The organism is Streptomyces sp. NPDC055103, from assembly GCF_053607625.1.
In genome coordinates this window covers 23,059-39,423 of sequence record NZ_JBSGTX010000006.1, presented here as the reverse complement: position 1 = coordinate 39,423, position 16,365 = coordinate 23,059, and the positions used below count along the sequence as shown (strand labels likewise).

Here is a 16,365-nt window from a genome sequence, read left to right as displayed (position 1 = left end):
CGGGAGCGGGTCTCACACGCCCTTCAACTGCCGTGCCAGCCCCAGCTCGAGATCGCTGAGCGGCACCTCGACGCAGAGCCGTTCCGGATGCCCGGGCGGCGGACCGAGCGGCAGGCGCGGCGTCGTCCTGGCCGTGCTCCTCGCTCTCGCAGGGTGCGGGGACGGGGCCGGGGCCGGATGCGAGTACGGGGCCGGGGGCCCCGGGGTCGCGTCCGGCGGCGTGGCCGATGTCGTGGGCGAGGCCGTGGGGTCGGTCTGCGGGGCGCGCCCCTCGTCCTCCCCGTACAGGATCCGCCGCAGCTGGTCCTCGGGCAGCGGCAGCCAGAGGGAGCCGAAGGCCACCAGGGCCCGGTAGCAGCCCAGGGCCGCCCGTACGACGTGTCCCAGGGCGCGGTTCGGTACTCCGTCCACCACTCGTCCTCCGTTCGTGGGCGGCGGCCGGGGCCGGGGGCCGCCGTCACCGGAGCGTCGTCCGGGCCGCTCACGTCCCGCTCGAGCACGGGTGGAACGGCAGCCGAACCGCCGCCTCCGCTTCAGCCGGAGTGACCGGCGACTCCTGCGAAATTCAAGCGGGCGGTGCCAGCATGCTCGCGGGGTTGTCCTGCCGTGTGCCGGGCGGACACCTCCAGGACAGGCCGACGCCAGGACGTGGCCGCCGAGAGGAGTGAAGGATGGCCGTGCGCGACACCCGTCGGGGGCCGGTGCCCGCGAGCGGTCGGGACCCGGTCTGGTGGAGCGGCGGGCTCGACCCCGCACGGCCGCTGGTGCTCCTCGTCGGCGGGGCCCTGGGCGGCGGCGCGGAGTGCGTCCGGCTCCTCGGCCGGCTCGTGGCCCACGGCCACGCGGTGGTCGCCGTGCGCCTGCCGCGGCCCGTGCCCTGCGCCGAGTGCACCGCGGCCTCCGTCTCCCGGCTGATCGACGGCCACGCCCACACCGCCGACACCCGGAGCACCCGCGTCATCGGCTTCGACCTCGGCGGACGCGCGGCGCTCACCGCCGCCTCGACCGACCCCCGGATCAGCTCCGTCCATCTCGTCGGCGCCCCCGTCTCCCGGCTCTTCGAGGAGCCCGACCGGATCCTCGGCCTGCCGCCCGCGACGGTCGACGCGCTGGCGGACGCCACCGGAGCGAAGGGCGGCGAGCAGCTCCCGTACCTCCTGCGCGGACTGGCCCTGCGCCCCGAGCAGCTGTACGAGATCCGGGGCACGGTGTGGGTCGGTCACGCCCCCGACGACCCGCTCACCGCGCCGCAGGACCTGGCCCTGCTCAAACTGACCCTGGAGCGGTCCGTGTTCAACGCGTTCGCCCCGACCGGGGGGACGTCGCCGAGCGGTGGGCCCGTGCACCGCTGGCTGGTCGACGGGGTGCGCGGGGCGGGTTCGACGGCCCGCTGACACCCGCTCGTCGCGTGCCGTATCCCGCGGGGCCTCTTCCGGGTCGACTCCCGGTCAAGGCTGTCTCCAGCGTCTGTCGACAGGGTGCGAGGGATTGTCCGCCGATGCCCCCTCTGACGCCCTGGGGTGACCATGTACGAACCCGATGAACTGATCGCCGCCGCGCTAGGCGCCGATCCGCAGTGGCAGCCCGACCGGCTGACCCGCACCCGCGCCCGGGTGGCCGAGATCGAAGACGGTCTCGGTGACCCGTGGAGCCCCGACAACCCCGTCGGCCTCGCCGCCGTCCTCGCCGCCGACGACACGGGAGAGAGCTCCGTCATCGGTGTCCGGCGGTTCCAGAGCCTCGGCATGCCGGCCGAGACGGTGCCGGTGGAACTCGGCGGCCGGATGGCCGGCGTCGACCTCCTCGGCCTGGTCATGCGGCCGTTCTTCCGCCGCGACCCGGCCCTCGCCTTCAGCCACGGCTTCACGCCGTTCCTGGGCGCGCAGATGGTGTGGCTGAACGGGGACGCGCGCCAGCGCTCCCGGATGGCCAACGTCATCCTGCGCGGCGGCACGGTGGGCGTGGCCTGCCAGCGCTTCGAGCACGAGAGCGAGTTCCACGCCCAGGAGTTCACCGCCGCCTGGGCCGAGGACGGCATGCTGCGGCTGAACGGCCGCAAGGGCGCCATCAACAACGCCCACAACGCCGAGCTGATCGTCGGCTTCGTCTCGACCGGGGACGGTGCCACCGACTACTCGATCCTGATGTTCGACCCGGCGTCCGTCCCGCCCGCGCACGTCCGCGCGCTGCCCCGGCACCGTACGACCGGGGTCCGCGGACTCCAGGCCGCCGGGCTTGAGTTCGTGAACTGCCCGCTGCCCGGCGAGTCCCTCGTCGGCACCTGGGGCGACGGGGTGGCGCTCAGCCTGCGCGCCTACCCCGCCGTCCACGCGGCCTTCCCGTCGATGGCCATCGGCCTGGCCGACACCGCGCTGCGGGCCGCCGTGCGCGCCGCCCAGGAGCGCGACCTCGGCACCCAGGGCGTGAGCGGCGACGCCTCGGCGCGCTCGGCGCTCGCCGGTACGTTCGCGGACCTGCTGATCGCGGACTGCCTGTCCCTGACGGCGGGCCGCTCCACGCATCTGCTGCCCGAGCAGTGCGACGTGCTGGCCGCGGTCACCAAGTACATCGTCCCGAAGATCATCGGTGAGGCGCTCTACGACCTGTCGGCGGTGATGGGCGACGCCTTCCACGCGGAGAGCGGGCACGACGCCGTCTTCCGCAAGCAGCTGCGCGACCTGTCCACCATCACCTTCGGGCACGTCAGCAGCGCCATCTGCCAGTCCGTCATCGCCCCCTACCTGCCTGCGCTCGCGACCGCCGACCCGGGCGCGGCCGCCACCCCGGCCGAGCTGTTCCGGCTGGAGGCGCCGCTGCCGCCGCTCGACGGCGAGCGGCTCTCCGGCTTCGGCGGCGGCGACGGCCTCCTCGACTACCTCGGCCACGCCGCCCGCCGGCTGCCCGACGCGCTCACCGGCCACCCGCACGGCGAGCTGCTCACCGGGCTGGTGGCCGGGCTGTGCGCGGAGGCCGCCGAGATACGGCGGGAGGCCGCGGGGCTCACCGGCGACGGCGACGACTACGGGATGCTCTTCGACACGCGGACCTTCCCGCTCAGCGAGCGGTACGCGCTGCTGCTCGCGGCCTCGGCCTGTGTCGGGGTCTGGCTCAACGCGGGCGTCGGCCCTGACGAGTTCCTCGACGAACCCACCTGGCTCGCCCTCGCCCTGCACCGGCTGCTGCGCCGGGTCGGCCGGTCCGTACCGCCGCTGCCCCGCGCGATCGAGGCCCGGCTCTGCGACGAGGTCCTGGCGCGGGTGCGCGTGCCGCAGAGCCTCGACCTGCTGCGTACCGGACTCGCGGGATGAGCACACCGGGGACCGGCGCGCGGGGCACGGGAGCGGCTCTCGACGACCGGGACTTCCCGCCCGCGCCGAGCCGCGTCGGCGGCCCGGCCGGGCCGTGGGGGAACCTGCTGCGCGACCTGGAGGGCTCCGGCTTCGGCATGGTGCACGCCTCGCTCGACGAGTGGCGCACCCAGCTGCCGCCCGAGGAGGAGCGCAGGGAGCTCCTCGGCCGGGACTGGGAGCGGTACAGCAAGCTCGCCGGCGCCCCTCTGAGGGAACGATTCTTCGCCACGCGCATGCTCATCCGGCACACCGCAGCCGTCGCCCTGGGCACGGAACCGTACTCCCTGGAGCTGCGGTACGGGCTCAACGGCCGCATTCACCTCAGGGGTTACGACCAGATCGACGTCAGCCTCAGCCACACCGCCGACCTGCTCCTCTGCGGCATCACCTCCCTCGGCGTCGTCGGCATCGACACCGAACCGGCCACCCGCCGGCTCAGCGGCCAGGACGTCGAGCGGCTGATGTGCACCGAACCGGAACGCCGGAGGATCGCCCGCGCCCCCGAGGCGGAGCGCAACGGGCTGCTCCTCAGCCTCTGGACCCTGAAGGAGGCCTACAGCAAGGCGCTCGGGCAGGGACTGCGCTTCCCCTTCACGGAGTTCGGCTTCCGCGTCGAGGCCGTGGAGGGGGCCGGCCAGGCCCGCCAAGGGGCCGACCAGGGCGCCGGCGGCAGGGCCGGCGAGGGCGCCGGCGAAGGCGGCCGAGGCGCGGGCCACGCCCGGCTCGAACGCGCCGACGGCACCCTCGTCGAGGACCACACCTGGCGGTTCGCCACCTGCCCGGTCCCCGGAGGCCACGTCGCCGCCGTCGCCCTCCAGGACACCCGCCGCTCCGGCCGGCCCGACACCCGGGCCAGTACCGCCCTCAACCGCCAGATCCTGGCCGCCATCAAGCAGTCGACCCGCTCCTGACCTGGATCTACCTGCGCTCAAGGGGTCGTCGAGTGACCCCCGCCAAGGTGGAGGAGCCGGTGGGGCCTCCTCGGGACCCGGGGAGGTTTCACACCGCAGGCGCCCGGGGCGGAGCAGTCGGCCACAAGCCCGCTGCCCCGCCCCCGACCGCGCCGGAGCGGATGAATCTGCCGTGGCGAAGGGGTAAATGACGATGGCACAACTCACCCTGCGGGAGCTGGGCGAGATCCTCCTCGAGTTCCAGGACCGGGAGTCGCCGGGAGTCCTCGACACCGGCAGCCTCGACGTCGTCTTCCAGGACCTGGGGTACGACTCGCTGGCGCTGCTCCAGACCACCGGCCGTATCCAACGCGAGTACGGCGTCGAACTGGACCGGGACGGGGTGGCCTCGGCGGAGACGCCGCGCGCGCTGCTCGACCTGGTCAACACCACACTGACTGGAGCGACGGCATGAGGCTCACCGGATTCAGCGAAGTGCTGCCGGGCGAACCCGTCACCAATCGGGACATGGCCGAGCGGTTCGGCCTGCACGAGAAGTGGCTGGACATGATGACGGGGAACAGGACCCGCTACTTCTGCGCGGCCGACTCCCCACCCTCCGTACCCAAGAGCACCGGCGACCTCGCCGTCGCCGCGGCCACCGCGGCCCTCGCGGACGCCGACGTGGACGTCGCGTCCCTCGACTTCCTCGTCCTGACGACCGCCTCCCCCGACCACCTGATGCCGGCCACCGTCAACCTGGTCGCCGACCGCATCGGGCTCAACGACGTCCCCACCTTCCAGCTCATGTCGGGCTGCGCCGGCGCCCTCACCGGCCTCTACACCGCCCGCGCGCTCCTCGCCTCCGGGCTCCGCCGCGGCCTCGTCATCGGCGCCGACACCTGCCTCAACTTCTTCCCCTCCAGCGGCGCGATCGAGTCCATGTCGCCGGCCGAGCTCATCAACTTCGCGCTCTTCGGCGACGGCGCCGGCGCGGCCGTCGTCGACGCCGACCCGGAGGGCCCCGGCCTGCTCGTCGAGCACCTCTTCCTGCGGACCACCGGCATGGGCCGCAAGCCCGCGCAGACCGCCCGCTGGTTCGGCGTCGAGGGCGCCCCGCTCCTGGACGGTCCCGAGGGCCCGTACCGCGAGTCCTGGGGCGAGGAGGACTACAAGGCCATCGAGCACCATGTGCCCGAGCACGCCGAGTCCATCTTCAAGGAACTCACCGCCGAGACCGGCTGGCAGCTCGACGAGGTCGAGCACGTCCTCCTCCCGCAGCTCAACGGCGTCATGACGGACGCCATCCGCAAGCGCCTCGGCGTCCGCCCCGAGCAGGCCGTCAACTGCGTCGCCGACACCGGCAACAACGGCAACGCCGTCCCCTTCATCCAGCTCAACCGGGCGATGCGGCGCATCCGCTCCGGCCTCGGCGTCGAAGGCCGGCTCCTCGTCGCCAACGTCGAGTCCTCCAAGTGGATCACCTCGGGTCTCGCCCTGCGCCACCAGAACGGAGCCCGGTGATGACGACCGGCGACGCCCTCACCGCACTCCGCGCCCTCAAGCGCGCGGGAATCGCGGACTCCGCCGACCGCGTCCCCGGGCTCCTCCGCACCCTCGACGACGCCCTCGACCGGGAGGCCGCCGGCCTGCTCCTCGGCGGCAGGGCCGTCCGGGCCGCGCTCGCCTCCACCGGCCGGTACACGCCCGTGGCCCTCGGGCTGCTCGCGAGCTCCACCGTCGACCCGCTGCCCCACCTGCTGACCGCCGCGCTCCTCGCCGAGGGCGTCCAGCCCGAGACCGCCACCACCGGCTTCAACCAGTGGCGGTTCGAGATCCTCGCCGGCGCCCCGAACCTCAAGGACCCCGCCCCCGCGGTCACCGCCTGCCTCCTCGACGACACCGCCGTCTTCGAGAAGGTCCCCGACCCGCTGGACGCCGCCGAGGTGGAGGCCCGGTGCGCCGCCCTGCCCGCCGAGCTCGACGCCTGGCTGACGGCCTTCGAGGGAGCGCCGGGCGGCGTCGCCGTACTCAACACGCTGCCGCTCTCGGCCCTGCGCCGCGACCGGTACGTCGACTACGCCACCAAGGCGCGCGTCGAAGCGGCCTGGCACCGGATGAACGCCGGGATCCTCGACCTCGCCGCCCGCCCGAACGTCGTGGTGCTCGCCACGGAGAGCCTCGGCGAACGGGCCGGCTCCCAGGCTGCCACCGACCGGATGCGGCACATCGCGGGCCACGCCTGGAGCCAGGAGTTCCTCGACGCGTACGCCCGTGAGGTCGCCCGCGTCGTCCTGGCCCGCCTCGGCCGCGCCAGGAAGTGCCTCGTCCTCGACCTCGACCACACCCTGTGGGGCGGTGTCGTCGGCGACGACGGGATCCCCGCCCTGAAGATCGGCGGCTCCTTCCCCGGCTCCGCCCACGCCGAACTCCAGGCGCTCGCCAAGGACCTGTCCCGGCAGGGCGTCCTGCTCACGGTCTGCTCCAAGAACGACGACGCCGTCGCCCGCGAGGCCGTGGCCACCCACCCCGACATGGTCCTCGGCCCGGACGACTTCTCCGCCTTCCGCGCGAACTGGGACCCGAAGCCCGGCAACGTCGCCGCGCTCGCCGCCGCACTCAACATCGGCACCGACGCGATGGTCTTCGTCGACGACAACCCCGCCGAACGCGGCCTCATGGAGGCCCAGCGCCCCGAGGTCGCCGTCGTCGCCCTGCCGGACGACCCGGCACAGTACGCCTCCGCCGTCGCCCGCGCCGGACTGTTCAACCAGTTCGCGCTCACCGACGAGGACCGCGTCCGCGGCGAGCTCTACCGGGCCCGCGGCCGGCGCGACGAGCTGCGGCAGACCGCCGTCAGCGTCGAGGACTACCTCCGGGAACTGGCCACCGAGATCACCGTCGAGGAGTACGGGACGCTCAACGGCGCCCGCATCACCCAGCTCTTCGGCAAGACCAACCAGTTCAACCTGACCGGCATCCGGTACGGGGCCGACGAGGTCGCCCGGCGGGTCGAGACCGGACAGGCGGCCTTCTTCGGCGTCCGGGCCACCGACGCCTTCGGCGACAACGGCCTGGTCGGCGCCCTGGCGCTCACGCCGGTGCCGGACGGGGACTGGGCGATCGAGAACTTCGTCCTGTCCTGCCGGGTCTTCTCCCGCTCCATCGAGCAGACCGTCGTCGGCCTGGTCCTGCGCGCCGCACGCGACGCCGGGGCGCCCGGCGTCCGCGGCCGGCACGTGCCCACGGCCAAGAACGGCCGCTTCGCGGACTTCTACCCCGCCCTCGGATTCACCGGGCGGGACGGCGACTTCCGCCACGACCTCACTCAACTCGCCGAACTGCCCGACTGGGTGGCGGTCGGCACCGGCGAAGGGAAGTTCCATGCCCCCTGAGGCGCACACCGACCCCGCGACCTCCGACGACCAGGACGCCGCCGTGGCGACCGTCGTCGAGGCCGTCGCGCAGCTGCTCGACGTCGACGAGGACACCCTCGCCCTCGACGCCCCGCTCCAGGCCATCGACGGCTGGGACTCGGTCAACCAGCTGCGGATCCTCGTCTTCCTGGAGCGCGAGCTCGGCGCCCCGCTCGACTACGACCGGTTCACCGCCGCCGAGACCCTCGCCGACCTGGCGTCCCTCGTCGCCGACACCGAGGCCGCCGCCGGAGCCCGGACATGAGCGCGGTCACCTCGCCGCTGCCCGCCGCCCGCAAGCAGACGTACGTCTTCCTCGAAGACGCCCGGCGCACCTCCCACGTCTATCTGATGACCGAGGTCGACGCCACCGCCCTGCGCGCCGCCCGGACCCGCGCCGCCACACCGGTCAGCTACGTCAGCTACGTCGTCAAGGCCACCGCCGACGTCCTCGCCGACTACCCCGACGCCCGCGCCGTCCTCCTCGGCGGCCGCTCGCCGAAGCTGACCACCTCGCCCGAGGTCCACGCCAAGGTGCTCTTCGACAAGACCGTCGAGGGCCAGCGCTGCGTCGTCTCCGGCATCGTGCGGGACGTCCAGTCCCTCGACGTGACCGCCGTCCAGTCCGCCATCGACCACTACAAGACGGCGGACGTCGACGACCAGGGCCCCTTCGCGAACATCAAGCGGCTCCAGCGGCTGCCGCTGCCCGCCTTCCGCGCCGTCTACCGCACGATGATGCGCAACCCGGTCCGCCGGGCCGCCCTCCAGGGCACCTTCGCCGTGACCTCCATCGGCCACGAGCAGGTCGGCGCGATCCTGCCGCTCATCACCGGAACGCTCGGCCTGGGCGTCGGCCACATCGCCGACGCCCCCGTCGTGCGCGCCGGCGCCGTCGCCGTCGCGCCCGTCTTCACCCTGTCGCTCGTCTTCGACCACCGCGTACTCGACGGCGCGATGGCCGCCGAAATCCTCGCGGGCATCAAGAACCGCCTGGACAACTGGGAGTTGGCATGACCGAATCCGCCCACCAGGGCAGCTCCGCCGGAATACCGGACGAGACCGACGTACTGATCGTCGGAGGAGGTCCGGCCGGCTCCCTGCTCGCCTGCCTGCTGGCCCGCCGCGGCATCCGCACCGTCCTCGTGGAGAAGCAGACCAGCCTGGAGCGCAGCTTCCGCGGCGAGACGATCGCCGCGCCGTCCGTGGCCTCGCTCAACGCGCTGGGCTTCGGCCCGGCCCTGCGCGAGCACGGCTTCCTGGAGACCACCGCCGTCACCACGATCGCCGAGCAGCGCCCGGTGCTGCGCGTCGACTACTCCAAGTTCGACGGGCTCCCGCTGCCCATCGACATCCCGCAGCCCGCGCTGATCCGCATCTTCAACCGGCACACCGCCGAGCTGCCCGGACACGTCTACCTCTCCGGCTGGTCCTTCGCCACCCTCGTCGAGGAGGCCGGGACCGTCCGCGGCGCCGTCCTCACCCGGCGCGGCGAGAAGGTCTCCGTCCGCGCCCGGATCGTGATCGGCGCCGACGGCCGCTTCTCCAAGGTCCGCAAGGCCTCCGGGCTCGTCGCCGACGTCCAGCCGATGGCCCGCGACTTCCTCTCCTTCCTGGTGCCCCGCCCGCCGGAGTGGGGCAGCGAGGCCAAGCTCGTCATCGAGGGCGACCGCCACCTCGTGATCCTGCCGACGTTCCCCGACTCCCTGCGCATCGGCCACAACCTGCCCAAGCGCGGCCTCGGCGACCTGCGGGCCGCCGGCTTCGAGGCGTTCAAGCGCGGCATCATGGCGATCTCCCCTGAGCTCGCCCCGCTCGTCGACGAGCACCTGCACACCTGGGACGACACCGGCTTCCTGGAGATCTTCACCGCCGAGCTGGAGGAGTGGGCCCGCGACGGCCTGCTGCTCATCGGCGACGCCTCGCACACCGCGACCCCCATCCTCGGCCAGGGCGTCAACCTCGCGATGCAGGACGCCATCACCATCGTCCCCGTGATCGCCGCCTCGCTCGCCAAGGGCGGGAAGGACCAGGTCGTCACCAAGGCCGAGCTCGCCGACTTCGTCGCCAAGCGCCGCGCCCACAAGATCCACGTCACCGGCTTCCAGCGGATGCAGGAGGGCCTCCTCGCCATCGGCGACCCGCGCGGCATCAAGCTGCGCCGCCTCCGCTTCCGGCTGCTCAACTCGCTGCCCGGCAAGTACCGGATCTTCAACAAGGTCATCAACGCCCGGCACGACATCGACCCCGTCGACCTCGCCGCCGCCCGGAACGCCCCGGCGCCCGCGCCCGCGTCCGCCGCGAGCCCGATCCTCCAGGAGGCGAGCCGTGACTGACCTGCCACAGAACACCGAGGGGTACGCCGACGGGCACGGCGACCCCCAGCGGGACATCGCGATCGTCGGCATGGCCGGCCGCTTCCCCGGCGCCCCCGACGTCGACCGCTACTGGCAGCTCCTGATGGCGGGGGAGGAGGCGGTACGCCCCGTACCGCCCGAGCGGTGGGACACCTCCGCCCAGCTCGACCCCGTCAAGAAGATCCCCGGCATCGCCGGACTCGTCGACGACGTCGACCAGTTCGACCCCGGCTTCTTCGGCATCTCCCCCCGCGAGGCCGAGGAGCTCGACCCGCAGCAGCGCCTCATGCTGGAGGTCGGCTGGCAGACCCTGGAGGACGCGGGCATCCCCGCCTCCCGGGTCCGCGGCACCCGGACCGGCGTGTACGTCGGCGCCCTCTGGCACGACTACGAGCTGGCCCGCAAGGAGCGCGGGGTCAGGACCACCCAGCACAGCGCCGTCGGCAACGGCCTCGACATCGTCGCCTCCCGCCTCTCGTACTTCCTCGGCCTGGGCGGCCCCAGCCTCGTCGTCCAGACGGGCTGCTCCTCCGCTCTCGTCGCCCTGGACCTGGCTGTGGGCGCCCTGCGCTCCGGCGACCTCGAAGGCGCCTTCGTCGGCGGCGTCAACCTGATCCTGATGCCGGACAACTCCATCGGCCTCACCCACTTCGGCGGCCTGTCGCCGGACGGCCACTGCCGGGCGTTCTCCGCCCAGGCCAACGGCTTCGTCCGCGGCGAGGGCGCCATCAGCCTCTACCTCAAGCGGCTCGACACCGCCCTCGCGGACGGCGACCGCATCCACGGCGTCATCGTCAACTGCGCCGTCAACAACGACGGCGGCGGCCACAGCCTCGTCTCCCCGAACGTCGACGCCCAGACCGCGCTGCTCCGCCGCGTCTACGCCGAGGCCGGCGTCCACCCCGACCGCCTCCGCTACGTCGAGGCGCACGGCACCGGCACCCTGCGCGGCGACCCGATCGAGGCCGAGGCCCTCGGCACCGCGCTCGGCACCGCGCGCAGCGCCGGGGCGGGCCCCCTCCTCATCGGCTCGGCCAAGTCGAACATCGGCCACCTGGAGGCGGCCGCCGGGCTCGCCGGCATCGTCAAGACCGTCCTCGCCCTCAAGCACCGCATGATCCCGCGCAGCCTCCACGCCGAGGAGCTCAACCCGAACATCCCCTTCGGCGAGCTGAACCTCACGGTCGCCTCCGAGCCGGCCGAACTCCCCGCCGACGGAACCTGGTTCGCGGGCGTCAACTCCTTCGGCTGGGGCGGCACCAACGCCCACGTCGTGCTCCGTACGCCCCCGGAGCCGGCCGCCCCCGAGGCGCCGGCCGCCCCCGGCCCGCTGCTCCTGCCGCTGACCGGACACAGCGACGCGGCCCTGCGGCAGCGCGCCGCCGACCTCCTCGACGTCCTCCCCGAGGACCCGGCCGCCCCGGGGGCGGCCGCCGAGGTCCTCCGCCTCGCCGCCACCCTCGGCCGCGAGCGCGACCACTTCGCCGCCCGCACGGCCGTCGTCGCCGAGGACGCCACCGAACTCCTCGACAGGCTGCGGAAGTTCACCGAGGAGCCGGAGGCCGAGCTGCCCGGCACCTTCACCGGGCGCGCCAAGGAGCGCGGCAAGGTCGCCTTCGTCCTGCCCGGCCAGGGCTCCCAGTGGGCCGGCATGGGCCAGGACCTGTACGCGCGGTCGCCGGTCTTCGCCGAGACCGTACGGCGCTGCGCCGAGGCCCTGCGCCCGTACATCTCCTGGGACCTGGAGGCCGTCCTCTCCGGCGCCGCCGGTGACGCGTGGCTCGACCACAACGACCAGGTGCAGCCCACCCTCTGGGCCATGTCCATCGGCATCGCCGAGCTGTGGCGGGCCGCCGGCGTCGAGCCCGACGTCGTCATCGGCCACAGCCAGGGCGAGGTCACCGCCGCCACGATCGCCGGCCACCTCTCGTACGAGGACGGGGCACGGATCATCGCCGTGCGCAGCGCCCTCGCCAAGCGCACCGCGGGCCGCGGCCGGATGCTCGCCGTCGACCTCGACGTCGAGGGCGCCCGCAAGGCGCTCGACGGCTTCGAGGACACCGTCTCGCTCGCCGTCAACAACGGCCCCTCGTCCTGCGTGCTCTCCGGGGACACCGACTCCGTCCTCATGCTCCGCGAACTCCTGGAGGCCGACGGCGTGTTCTGCCGCCTGGTCAACGTGGACTACGCCTCGCACTGCCACCACATGGACGAGCTCACCGACGAGCTGATCGAGACCCTCGCGCCGATCCGCCCCCGGCGCGGCGCCGTCCCCCTCATGTCGACCGTCGTCGGCCACGAACTCGACGGCGACTCCCTCGACCCCGCCTACTGGGCGGCCAACCTGCGGCGCCCGGTGCTCTTCGCCGACGCCCTCGGCAAGCTCCTCGACTCCGGTGTCACCCATGTCGTCGAGATCAGCCCGCACCCGGTGCTCTCCCCGGCCGTGGAGCAGCTGGCCGCCACCCGGCAGGAGCCGGTCGCCGTCCTCGGCAGCCTCCGCCGCCAGGAGGGCTCCCTCGGCGACTTCACGCAGGCCCTCGCCCGCGCGTACGTCCAGGGCCTCGCGCCCTTCGGCGGGCTGCCCGCCCGGGCGGGCGCCCCCGTGCCCGCCTACCCCTGGCAGCGCTCCCGCTTCTGGCTCCCGGACGCCGTGCGGCGCACCGCGGGACCCGCCGGGCTCGCCTTCGAGTTCGCGCCGGCCGCCACCGAGCAGGACGTCCACGAGGGCCGCACCGAGCTGTCCCTCAACGACCTGCCGTGGCTGCGCGACCACCAGGTGTACGACGCCGTCGTGCTGCCCGGCGCCGCCATGCTGGCGCTCGCCGTCGCCGCCGCCCGCGCCCGTACCGGCGAGAACCCCGGCGCCCTGCACACCGTCCGGTTCCGCAGCGACCTCACCCTCACGGACGAGCCCGTCCGCATCGGCGCCGTCTGGCGCGAGGACGGGGCCGCCTCCGCTGGCTTCACCCTCAGCTCGCTCGCCCCCGGCGCCGACGGCTGGACCCGGCACGCCACCGCCCGCGTCGGCGGCGACACCGACCCCGACCTGCCCGCCTTCCCCGGCACTCCGGCGGACGCCCGGGACGTCGAGCCGGACGCCTTCTACGCGGCCTGCGGCGAGCGGGGCCTCAACTACGGGCCCGCGTTCCAGGGCCTGCGCACGCTGAGCGTGGCCGAGCGCGAGGCGCTCGCCGAGGTGCGGCTGCCGGACCGCTGCCTCGCCGGGGTCCGCCCCGGCGAGCTGCACCCCGCCCTGTGGGACGCGGCGCTCCAGGTCACCCTGGCCCTGCTGCCCGGCGACGCCACCGTCGTCCCCACCGCCGTCCGGCGCGTCGACTACGCCCTGCCGCGCGACGCCCACGTCACCGAGCTCCTGGCGCACGCCGTCCGCAACGACGACGACACCTTCGACCTGGTCTGCTACGACGAGGACGCCCGGCCGCTGCTCCGGATGGCCGGCCTCGCCTTCCAGACCATCGAGACGTCCACCGCCGACGCCGTCGACCCGGCGCGCCTGCACCGCTTCGCGTTCCGGCCCGCCGAGGACGCCCCCGAAGCGGCCGCCGTCGACCGCGCCGCCGGCCACTGGGTCGTCTGCGACGCCTCGGGCCACGGCGACCTGCTCGCCGCCGCGCTCACCGCGGCCGGCGCCACCATCGACGTCCTGAAGGCCGACACCGCCGACACCGCCGCCGGCCTCGCCGACGCCCTGCGCGACAACGACAGCGACCGCGTCTCCGGCCTGGTCTTCCTGGCGCCCGGCGCCGACCGCGGCCTGGACGCGCAGCGGGCCGGCCTGCTCACCCTCGCCGCGACCGTCAAGGCCGTCACGGCGCTGCCCGTGCCGCCCCGGACGTTCGTCGTCACCGACGGCGCCCAGTCCGTACCGGAGGACGCGGACACCGCCACGGCGAGCGACGGGGCACCCGACCCCGGTGCTGCCCTCTACTGGGGCTTCGGCCGGGTCCTGCGCCGCGAGCACCCCGAGCTCGCCGCCACCCTCCTCGACGTCCGCACCACCGCCGAGGACTGGGCCGGGTCCTGCGTCCGGCAGCTGCTCGTCGCCGACGCGGAGGACCAGGTCGTCCTGCGCGGCGCCGCCCGCCACGTCGGCCGGGTCGTGCGCGGCGAGGAGACGGCGGAGACCGTCACCGCGCCCTGGGCCGGTCCCGCCCAGCCGTTCCGGCTGAGCCCCGACGGCACCGGACTCTGGGAGGGCCTCGCCTTCCGCCCGCACGCCAGGAAGGCGCCCGCCGCCGGACAGGTCGAGGTCGAGGTCACCGCCGCCGCCCTCAACTTCATCGACGTGATGAAGGCGATGGGCACCTACCCCGACACCTCCGCCGGAGCGGGCCTCATCGGCGGCGAGTGTGCCGGCAGGGTCGCCGCCGTCGGCCCCGGCGTCACCGGCCTCGCCGTCGGCGACCGGGTCGTCGCCTGCGGCTTCGGCGCCGTCGCCTCCCACCTGACCGTGCCCGCGGGACACGTCAGGGCCGTCCCCGACGCCCTGACCGACGCCGAGGCGGCCGGACTGCCCCTCGTCACCGCCACCGCCTGGTACGCGCTCGCCGAGCAGGCCGGTCTGGAGGCCGGCGAGACCGTACTGATCCACTCGGCGGCCGGTGGTCTCGGCCTCGCCGCCGTCGGCGTCGCCAAGGCGCTCGGCGCCACCGTCATCGCCACCGCGGGCACCGAGTCCAAGCGGGCCGGACTGCGCGCCCTCGGCATCGACCACGTCTTCGACTCCCGGGACCTGACCTGGGCCGAGGACGTCGCCTGGGTCACCGGCGGCCGGGGCGTGGACGTCGTCCTCAACTCCCTGTCGGGCGCCGCGATCGACCTCGGTCTCGCCGCCCTCGCCGAGGACGGCCGTTTCGTCGAGGTCGGCAAGCGGGACATCTACGCCTCCCGCACCATCAGCCTCCGCGACTTCGCCAAGGGCATCAGCTTCTCCGCCGTCGACGTCGCCGGGCTCATCACCCGCCGCCCCGAGCGCTTCGCGCGGCTCCTGGACGCCGTGTGGCGGAAGGTCACCGACGGCACCCTGCCACCGCTGCCCGTCACCCCGTACGCCTTCGACCGGGCCGCCGAGGCGCTCCGCACGATGGCGCGCGGCGAGCACACCGGCAAGCTGGTCCTCACCGACCCCGGCCGGGTCACCGCCGTCGTACCGGAGCCGCTTCCCGAGGGGCGGCTGCGCCCCGACGCGAGCTACCTCCTCAGCGGCGGTCTCGGCGCGCTCGGCCTCTCCCTGGCCGAACACCTCGTGGACCACGGCGCCCGCAGCCTCGTGCTCCTGGGCCGCTCCGCGCCCGGCGACGCGGCCCTGGCCCGCATCGGGGCGCTGCGGGAGCGCGGCGCCACCGTCACCACCTTCCCGGTGGACGTCGCCGACCGGGAAGGGCTCGCTGCGGTCCTCGACCGCGTACGGGCCGAACTCCCGCCACTTCGGGGCGTGTTCCACGCCGCCGGTGTCCTCGACGACGCCGTCGTCGCCAACCTCACGGGCGCCCAGCTCGACACGGTCCTCGCCCCCAAGGTGGACGGCGCCCGGCACCTGGACGCCCTCACCGAGGACGATCCGCTCGACCTGTTCGTCCTCTTCTCCTCGGTCGCCGGCCTCGTCGGCAACCCCGGACAGGCGGGCTACGCGGCCGGCAACGTCTACATGGACGCCCTCGCCCAGGCCCGACGGCACCGCGGCAGGCCCGCGCTCGCCGTCCAGTGGGGACCGTTCGCCGACATCGGCCTCGCCGCCGACGAGGCGATCCGCGGCGAACGCCTCGCCGACCACGGCATGACCGGCTTCACGGCCGCCGAGGGCTGGCGGGCGCTCTTCCACCTCCTGGACGGCCCGGGGCAGGTCGTGTCGTACGTCCCGCTGGACGCCCGGCACTGGTTCGACGCGTACCCGGAGACGGCCGCACAGCCCAGCTGGCGCGCCATCGCCGAGCTCGCCAAGGCCGGCGCCGGTGCCGGCGGGGGCGGCGCCGAGGAGTTCCTCGGCCGGCTGCGCGACTCCTCGGACACGGACCGACCCGTCCTCGTCGAGGGGAAGATCCGTGAACTCGCGGGCCGTGTACTGCGGCTCGAGGCGGGCTCCATCGACCGTGAAGCTCCCTTCAAGTCACTTGGGTTGGACTCACTGATGAGCCTGGAGCTGCGCAACCGCCTCGAAATGGCCTTCGGGATGAAGCTGTCGCCCACGCTGCTGTGGACCTACGGCACCACGGCGGCACTCGCGGGGATGCTCACCGGACGTCTCGGCGGAGCGGACGACGCCCACCCGTAGAGCCCGTCCCGTGGACGAGTGGAGCTCCGCCCGGCTCCTTCAGACCAGTCAGTACGA

At 74.2% G+C, this 16,365-nt stretch carries 11 protein-coding genes; 10 read left to right on the top strand and 1 reads right to left on the bottom strand.

Going from position 1 to position 16,365, the window contains the following annotated elements:
- Positions 1-12 precede the first annotated feature (12 nt).
- Positions 13-411 carry a DUF6059 family protein gene (locus ACWFR1_RS05980; RefSeq protein WP_453546950.1) on the bottom strand — a complete coding sequence of 133 codons (399 nt, stop codon included), beginning with the start codon at positions 409-411 and terminating at the stop codon, positions 13-15.
- 260 nt (positions 412-671) lie between these two features.
- Between ACWFR1_RS05980 and ACWFR1_RS05975 the strand changes: the two genes are divergently transcribed.
- The 10 genes from ACWFR1_RS05975 (at position 672) to ACWFR1_RS05930 (ending at position 16,308) form a co-directional block, all read left to right on the top strand.
- Positions 672-1,394, top strand: coding sequence for a hypothetical protein (locus tag ACWFR1_RS05975; RefSeq protein WP_453546947.1), 723 nt, complete (start codon positions 672-674; stop codon positions 1,392-1,394).
- A 132-nt stretch (positions 1,395-1,526) separates the two neighbouring features.
- Positions 1,527-3,308: an acyl-CoA dehydrogenase gene (locus tag ACWFR1_RS05970; protein WP_453546945.1), complete on the top strand. Its 1,782-nt coding sequence runs from the start codon at positions 1,527-1,529 to the stop codon at positions 3,306-3,308.
- Complete coding sequence (locus ACWFR1_RS05965) at positions 3,305-4,261, top strand: 4'-phosphopantetheinyl transferase family protein (RefSeq protein ID WP_453546943.1); 957 nt, start codon at positions 3,305-3,307, stop codon at positions 4,259-4,261. The genes ACWFR1_RS05970 and ACWFR1_RS05965 overlap by 4 nt, the downstream gene beginning before the upstream one ends.
- Positions 4,262-4,454: 193 nt before the next feature.
- On the top strand, positions 4,455-4,715 hold the full coding sequence (locus tag ACWFR1_RS05960; protein WP_024758534.1) for an acyl carrier protein: 261 nt from the start codon (positions 4,455-4,457) through the stop codon (positions 4,713-4,715).
- On the top strand, positions 4,712-5,764 hold the full coding sequence (locus ACWFR1_RS05955) for a 3-oxoacyl-ACP synthase III family protein (protein WP_453546941.1): 1,053 nt from the start codon (positions 4,712-4,714) through the stop codon (positions 5,762-5,764). The genes ACWFR1_RS05960 and ACWFR1_RS05955 overlap by 4 nt, the downstream gene beginning before the upstream one ends.
- Complete coding sequence (locus ACWFR1_RS05950; RefSeq protein ID WP_453546939.1) at positions 5,764-7,635, top strand: HAD-IIIC family phosphatase; 1,872 nt, start codon at positions 5,764-5,766, stop codon at positions 7,633-7,635. The genes ACWFR1_RS05955 and ACWFR1_RS05950 overlap by 1 nt, the downstream gene beginning before the upstream one ends.
- Positions 7,625-7,921 (top strand): acyl carrier protein, encoded by a 297-nt coding sequence (locus ACWFR1_RS05945; protein WP_453546937.1) that lies wholly within the window; start codon positions 7,625-7,627, stop codon positions 7,919-7,921. The genes ACWFR1_RS05950 and ACWFR1_RS05945 overlap by 11 nt, the downstream gene beginning before the upstream one ends.
- On the top strand, positions 7,918-8,673 hold the full coding sequence (locus tag ACWFR1_RS05940; protein WP_453546935.1) for a 2-oxo acid dehydrogenase subunit E2: 756 nt from the start codon (positions 7,918-7,920) through the stop codon (positions 8,671-8,673). The genes ACWFR1_RS05945 and ACWFR1_RS05940 overlap by 4 nt, the downstream gene beginning before the upstream one ends.
- The gene (locus ACWFR1_RS05935; protein ID WP_453546934.1) at positions 8,670-9,992 is read left to right on the top strand and encodes an FAD-dependent monooxygenase; all 1,323 of its coding nucleotides are present in this window, start codon (positions 8,670-8,672) and stop codon (positions 9,990-9,992) included. The genes ACWFR1_RS05940 and ACWFR1_RS05935 overlap by 4 nt, the downstream gene beginning before the upstream one ends.
- The gene (locus ACWFR1_RS05930) at positions 9,985-16,308 is read left to right on the top strand and encodes an SDR family NAD(P)-dependent oxidoreductase (RefSeq protein WP_453546931.1); all 6,324 of its coding nucleotides are present in this window, start codon (positions 9,985-9,987) and stop codon (positions 16,306-16,308) included. The genes ACWFR1_RS05935 and ACWFR1_RS05930 overlap by 8 nt, the downstream gene beginning before the upstream one ends.
- Positions 16,309-16,365: the final 57 nt, after the last annotated feature.

What these genes read in the sequence shown, in the direction of transcription:
- ACWFR1_RS05975 (WP_453546947.1), top strand. Translation starts at nt 672, where the DNA reads ATGGCCGTGCGCGACACCCGTCGGGGGCCGGTGCCCGCGAGCGGTCGG.
- ACWFR1_RS05970 (WP_453546945.1), top strand. Translation starts at nt 1,527, where the DNA reads ATGTACGAACCCGATGAACTGATCGCCGCCGCGCTAGGCGCCGATCCG.
- ACWFR1_RS05965 (WP_453546943.1), top strand. Translation starts at nt 3,305, where the DNA reads ATGAGCACACCGGGGACCGGCGCGCGGGGCACGGGAGCGGCTCTCGAC.
- ACWFR1_RS05960 (WP_024758534.1), top strand. Translation starts at nt 4,455, where the DNA reads ATGGCACAACTCACCCTGCGGGAGCTGGGCGAGATCCTCCTCGAGTTC.
- ACWFR1_RS05955 (WP_453546941.1), top strand. Translation starts at nt 4,712, where the DNA reads ATGAGGCTCACCGGATTCAGCGAAGTGCTGCCGGGCGAACCCGTCACC.
- ACWFR1_RS05950 (WP_453546939.1), top strand. Translation starts at nt 5,764, where the DNA reads ATGACGACCGGCGACGCCCTCACCGCACTCCGCGCCCTCAAGCGCGCG.
- ACWFR1_RS05945 (WP_453546937.1), top strand. Translation starts at nt 7,625, where the DNA reads ATGCCCCCTGAGGCGCACACCGACCCCGCGACCTCCGACGACCAGGAC.
- ACWFR1_RS05940 (WP_453546935.1), top strand. Translation starts at nt 7,918, where the DNA reads ATGAGCGCGGTCACCTCGCCGCTGCCCGCCGCCCGCAAGCAGACGTAC.
- ACWFR1_RS05935 (WP_453546934.1), top strand. Translation starts at nt 8,670, where the DNA reads ATGACCGAATCCGCCCACCAGGGCAGCTCCGCCGGAATACCGGACGAG.